Annotated in this window: 6 protein-coding genes; 3 read left to right on the top strand and 3 right to left on the bottom strand. The window is 74.9% G+C overall.

What is annotated here, in order from left to right; translation table 11 throughout:
- Nucleotides 1-843: class I SAM-dependent methyltransferase (locus tag F9B16_RS49055; protein ID WP_151547124.1), on the bottom strand; the 843-nt coding region annotated here is incomplete at its 3' end.
- A gap of 103 nt (nucleotides 844-946) precedes the next feature.
- On the opposite strand from F9B16_RS49055, the gene F9B16_RS49060 reads away from it, so the two are divergent.
- A complete protein-coding gene (locus F9B16_RS49060; RefSeq protein WP_151547125.1) occupies nucleotides 947-1291 on the top strand; it encodes a hypothetical protein in 345 nt (114 codons plus the stop codon).
- Between the two features lie 64 nt (nucleotides 1292-1355).
- The gene (locus F9B16_RS49065; protein ID WP_151547126.1) at nucleotides 1356-2228 is read left to right on the top strand and encodes a crotonase/enoyl-CoA hydratase family protein; all 873 of its coding nucleotides are present in this window, start codon (nucleotides 1356-1358) and stop codon (nucleotides 2226-2228) included.
- Between the two features lie 75 nt (nucleotides 2229-2303).
- On the opposite strand, the gene F9B16_RS49070 is transcribed toward F9B16_RS49065, so the two are convergent.
- Together F9B16_RS49070 and F9B16_RS49075 are read right to left on the bottom strand one after the other, a co-directional pair.
- Nucleotides 2304-3299 carry a CU044_5270 family protein gene (locus F9B16_RS49070; protein ID WP_151547127.1) on the bottom strand — a complete coding sequence of 332 codons (996 nt, stop codon included), beginning with the start codon at nucleotides 3297-3299 and terminating at the stop codon, nucleotides 2304-2306.
- Nucleotides 3296-3916, bottom strand: coding sequence for an RNA polymerase sigma factor (locus tag F9B16_RS49075; protein WP_151547128.1), 621 nt, complete (start codon nucleotides 3914-3916; stop codon nucleotides 3296-3298). Before F9B16_RS49075 ends, F9B16_RS49070 begins: the two co-directional genes overlap by 4 nt.
- A gap of 291 nt (nucleotides 3917-4207) precedes the next feature.
- Here F9B16_RS49075 and F9B16_RS49080 point away from each other — a divergent pair, with 291 nt between their 5' ends.
- Nucleotides 4208-5092, top strand: coding sequence for a polysaccharide deacetylase family protein (locus tag F9B16_RS49080; RefSeq protein WP_225992655.1), 885 nt, complete (start codon nucleotides 4208-4210; stop codon nucleotides 5090-5092).
- Nucleotides 5093-5143 lie beyond the last annotated feature (51 nt).

The raw sequence follows: 5143 nt of genomic DNA on the forward strand, positions 1-5143 counted from the left end.
CGGCGGCGCGGGCGGCGGCGGTTCGGGCGCGGGCGCGGACGCGGCCGACGGGTTCGGCGGGACGGGCGGGGCCTCGGGCATGGGCGGGGCGTCCGGCTTGCGGACGGCGGCGAACCGCAGCCGCACGTAGTCGGCGACCCAGCCGGACTCGCGGCGCAGCGCCGGCGCGGCGAGGTCGTTCACCCGGGTGAGGAGCGGCTCGACCAGCTCCGGCGGGACGTCGGCGAGGGCGCGGGCGGCGTAGGCGCGGACCCAGTCGGCGGCGCCGTTCGGCCCCTCGGTCATCTGGCTCGGCCGTTCGGCGTGCTCCAGCAGCCGCAGCGTGAAGCCGGCCTCCTCCAGCTTCGTCGCGTACTCGGCCGGGCTCGGGAAGTACCAGGGCAGCTCGGGCTCGCCGAGGCCGAAGACGCGCCAGGCGGTCTGCATCGCGGCGACCAGCTCGGCGCAGTTGCCCTCGCCCCCGAGCTCGCCGACGAACCGGCCGCCGGGCCGCAGCGCCGCATGCACCTGGGCGATCACCGCGTCCGGGTCGCGGGTCATCCAGTGCAGCGCGGCGTTGGAGGCGACGGCGTCGCAGGCGTCGGTGATGGTGAAGGTGTGCGCGTCGCCCAGCATGAAGGAGATGCCCGGGTTCAGCGCGCTCGCCTGGGCGACCATGTCCGGGTTGCCGTCGATGCCCAGCACCTCGGCTCCCCGGGCGGCGATCTCCGCGCTGAACGCGCCGGTGCCGCAGCCGAGGTCGATGATCCGTTCGCCGGGCTGCGGGTCGAGCAGGTCGACCAGGGGCGCGCCGTGCGCGGAGACGTACCCGAAGGCGGAGTCGTACGTCACGGCCCAATTCACTGTCGTAATTTATCGGACATGGCATCGGCGGGTGCGCGGATCCCCCCGCCCGGGGCCGCCGGGTGACCTGCGTCACCGCGGCGCGTCCCGTATCGTCCGGGCCATGGGGAAGCCCGATGTCGTGCGGATCGTCGGCGCCGAGCGGCCGGACGGCCTCGCGCTGCGCACCGCCGGGCTCGTCGAGCACGGGCTGCCGGAGCTGAGCGCGGACGGCCTGCCGCCCTACCTCGGCCAGGGCTGGGCGCGCGTCCTCGGCGAGGCGGCGCGCGTGTTCGCCGCGTCCCGCGACCACCCGATGGAGCTGACGCTGCCCCCGGGCGTGCCGGTCCGGCTGCGGCCGGACCGGAACGGCGGGATCATGCTCCTGCCGCCCGAAGGGCACGAGGGCGGCCTGGACGAGTGGCGCCGCGACGTGGTCCTGCGCATGTTCCCGGAGGCCCGGGTCTGACGCGCCCCCGCCGGAGTTCCTAGAATCGCATTCGGAAATCCGCCGGCGCGAGAAGGGGACGCACGTGGCCTACGCCGAGATCGAGTACGAGGTTCAGGACGGGATCGCCACGGTCACCCTGAACCGCCCCGACAAGATGAACGCCTACACGTTCACCATGCGCAACGAGATGCTCGACGTCTTCGACCGCATCGACGCCGACGACGACGTCCGCGCCGTCGTGGTGACGGGCGCGGGCCGGGCGTTCTGCGCGGGCGCCGACCTCAGCGGCGGCGGCGACACCTTCGACAAGGAGAGGTCGAAGGACATGTTCGCCGGCGAGGACGACGTGCTGGAGGACGGCACCCCGCGCGACGGCGGCGGCACGGTCGCGCTGCGCGTCGCGCGCTGCCTCAAGCCGGTCATCGGCGCGTTCAACGGCGCGGCGGTCGGCGTCGGCGTGACCATGACGCTGCCGATGGACGTGCGGCTGGCCAGCGAGAAGGCGAAGTTCGGGTTCGTGTTCGCGCGCCGCGGCATCGTCACCGAGGCGGCGTCGAGCTGGTTCCTGCCGCGCCTGGTCGGGATCGCGCAGGCGATGGAGTGGGCCGCGACCGGCCGCGTGTTCGACGCGCGGGAGGCACTCGCCGGCCGCCTCGTCTCCCGCGTCCTCGCCCCGGACGAGCTGCTCCCGGCCGCGTACGCGCTGGCCCGCGAGATCGCGGACAACACCTCGGCGGTGTCGGTCGCGACGATCCGCCGCCTCATGTGGTCGGGCCTGTCGGCGCCGTCCCCGTGGGACGCGCACGCCGCCGACTCCCGCCTGATGGCCGAGCTGGGCGGCGGCGCCGACGCCATCGAGGGCGTCACCTCGTTCCTGGAGAAGCGTCCCGCCGCGTTCCCGATGCGCGTCAGCAAGGACCTGCCCCAGAACCTCCCGGACTGGCCCGTCCGCTGACCCGGCCCCCGGCGCCCCAGCCCTCGGCCCCCGGCCGCCCGCCGCCCTCACGAGCGAGGGCGGCGTGCGCCGGGGTCAGGGCCGCTGGCCTGGGCGGTCGACGACCGCGGTCGCCTCGACCGCCTGCTCGTTCAGGACGGTTCCGGCACGGATGATCTCGGGGCCCCGCTTGCCGGGGAGCGTCGGAAGCCGCCTGTCCACGACCTCGACGGTCCGCGTCCCGCGGTAGTCGTAGGTGCCGTCCGCCAGCACGAACTCCTCGCGCGTCCCGTCGGGACCCGTGCGGGAGACGGTGATGCCGGGACGTCCGAGCGCGTCCTTCGTCCCCTCCTTCACCTGCACGCCCGGGATCAGGGCCAGCGCCCGGAAGATGGTCGCGCGCCGTGACTGCGGCGTGGACGGCCCTTGCCCGAGGAAGTCCACGAGCCGGCCGAACACCCACTGGTCCCGGCCGTCCTCGGTGCTGTAGAGCCGCCCGTGGGCCTCGGCGTTGTAGGACTCCGCGCGCCGGTCGATCGCCGCCAGCAGCGCGGACGCGTCGTCCGGCAGGGCGCGCAGGTAGTCGTACCACTGCGCGGGCGAACGCTCCTCGCTGTCACCGTCCCGCTCCACACTCGTGACCTCGAGGTGTGGCCTCTTGCCCGGGACGCCGCTGTACCGGGCGGATTTTCGGCCGTCGAACCGTACCCAGCTCTCCAGGTGCTGCATGAACGAGGGGGCGCCCTTCTGGCCCGCCTGGTACGTCCTGGTGTAGACCCACTGGTTCGGGGCCGGGCGGTGGTCGGGCCGTCCCGCGACGGTCTTCGCGGCCCGCTCCAGCACCTGCGTCGCGCTCACCGGGCGTGCGGCGATCGGCGGCGGCGCCGGGTCGCCGCGGTCCATCACGACCGCCGCCGCGGCGGCCGACCCGGCCACCGCGACCCCGGCGGCCAGACCGACCCGCCACGCCGGAGCCCTGAACCGGGACCGGCGCGCCTTCCGGACCAGCCGCTCCCGGCCGGGCGCCAGCCGGTCGCGGCCCGGCTCGGGCACCCCCGCCCGGAACGCGCGGACTTCCTCGAGGTCGTTCATTCGCCTGCCTCTTCCTGGACATCCGTCGGGTCGGCGCCGCCGAGCGCCTCCCGGACCTTCCGGCGCGCCCGGTGCAGCCGGGACCGCACCGTCCCGACCGGGATCGACAGCGCCTCGGCGACCTGCTCGTAGGACAGGTCCGCCCAGGCGACCAGCAGCAGAGCGTCCCGGTCGCCGCGCGACAGCTCCGCCAGGGCCCCGGCCAGCGGCCGGGACGCGGCCGCCGCGCTCACCCGCGCGTCCACCCGGTCCGTGGCGTCGGCCACCGGGTCGGTGCCGGTGCGGGCCAGCGCCCGCAGCATCCGCGTCTCCGACCTGCGGTGCGTGCCGATGAGGTTCGCCGCGATCCCGTACAGCCACGGGCGCGCGTCCCGGCGGGACAGGTCGTAGCGGCCGCGCCGCCGGAACGCGGCCAGGAACGTCTCGGCGACGACGTCGTCGGCGGCCTGCTCGCCGAGCCGGCGCGCGACGTACCGGTGGACGGCCGGCGCGTGCCGGTCGTAGAGCGCCGCGAAGTCCTCGGGGCGGTGCCGGGACCGCTCGATGAGGCGCGCGTCGTCCTCCGGCGGTTCGGCGGGGGCGCCCGGCGGTGCCGGGGCGCGTGGGCTGACGGTCATACGGCTCCGTCCTCTGCGGTTCGCCGTGCGGGTCGCCGCACGGTCACCCGTCATCACCCGCAGGGCCGCCGGGAGTTCACGGCCGCCGGGAAGTGCCGGTGGAGGAACCGGAGGGCGACACTTCCCTCACCCGGGGTGGCGCCGGGGGCCGCTCCCGGCCGCATGATGGGGACTGCGTCCCCCGTCGCGCCCCCCAAGGACGATCTCGACAATGCGGACCTTGGTGACGTGTGTTGCGAGTGAGGCGCAGGGTAAGAAGCCGCCCGAGGCAACACGTTACGGGGGTGCGTGGTGCGGATCAGGAATTTCGCCATCGTCGCGGCCGGTCTCCTGCTCGTCTCGGGATGCGGCCACGCGGAGAAGAAGCAGGCGCGGACGGCCGGCCACCAGATCGCGGCGGGGAAGAAGGCGCGGACGGCGCCGCGCCCGCAGCGGCCGCCGGCCCAGCGGAAGATCGACTGCGACCGGACCAAGTGCGTCGCGCTCACGTTCGACGACGGCCCGGGCCCGTACACGAACGGGCTGCTCGACGTGCTGAAGCAGCAGGGTGTCCGCGCCACGTTCTTCCTCCTCGGGCAGAACGCCCGCGCCTTCCCGGCGGCCGTGCGCCGCGAGGTGATGGAGGGCCACGAGATCGGCGACCACAGCTGGGACCATCCGCAGCTCACCACGCTGTCGCTCGCGGCCGTCAAGTCGCAGATCCAGCGCACCCAGGACGCGATCACCAGGGCGTCCGGCGGGGTGAAGCCGACGGTCATGCGCCCGCCGTACGGCGCGACGAACAGGCGCGTCGGGCAGACCATCGGGATGCCGCTGATCCTGTGGAGCGTCGACACCGAGGACTGGCGCTACCTGAACACCGCCCGCGACACCCGGGTCGGGATCAAGGAGCCGCAGCCCGGCGGCATCATCCTGTTCCACGACATCCACAAGCCGAGCGTGAAGGCGATCCCGGCGGTCATCGCGGGGCTGAAGAAGCGCGGCTTCACCTTCGTCACGGTGTCGGAGCTGTTCCAGAACCGGCAGCTGAAGCCGGGCCAGACCTACTCCGAGCTGATGCCGCCCAAGACCGCGTCGCCGGCCCCGGTCACCGCGAGCCCGCCGCCGGCCGGTTCGCCGGCCGGACCGGCGCCGAGCAGGTCCGGCTCCCGGCCCCAGCAGGCCGAAGGCCACTGACGCCCGGCCCCGCCGCCCAGCCCTGCCGCCCGGCCCCGCCGCCCGGCCCCG

Origin of the sequence: Actinomadura montaniterrae (assembly GCF_008923365.1) — a bacterium.
Taxonomy (GTDB): domain Bacteria; phylum Actinomycetota; class Actinomycetes; order Streptosporangiales; family Streptosporangiaceae; genus Spirillospora; species Spirillospora montaniterrae.